1 pseudogene is annotated in these 326 nt (G+C 62.6%); it reads right to left on the bottom strand.

What is annotated here, in order from left to right:
- Positions 1 to 326 (bottom strand): annotated as a pseudogene (locus SB822_RS55805) (glucosidase); the annotation flags it as partial.

Below are 326 nucleotides of genomic sequence, written 5' to 3'. Positions count from 1 at the left end.
CTAGCGCCCCGCCCGTCGGCAGTTCCGCGCTGCGGTCGAACACGCCGATGTTGTCGAGACCGAGAAAGCCGCCGGCGAATACGTTGCGGCCCGAGGGGTCCTTGCGATTGACCCACCAGTTGAAGTTGAGCATCAGCCCCTGAAACGAGCGCTCCAGGAAACGCGGGTCGGCTCGTCCCAGTTCTTTCTCATACTTGTACAGCCACAGCGTGGCGGCGGCGTGCACCGGCGGATTCACATCGCTGAAATTCCACTCGTAAGCGGGAATTTGCCCGCTCGGGTGCACGTACAGGCTGCGCAGCATCAGCAGCAACTGCTCCTTCGCA

Origin of the sequence: Paraburkholderia sp. SIMBA_054, from assembly GCF_046534875.1 — a bacterium.
Taxonomy (GTDB): domain Bacteria; phylum Pseudomonadota; class Gammaproteobacteria; order Burkholderiales; family Burkholderiaceae; genus Paraburkholderia; species Paraburkholderia hospita.
The sequence above is the reverse complement of the archived record's forward strand: the minus strand, read 5'-3'. Positions and strand labels throughout refer to the sequence as shown.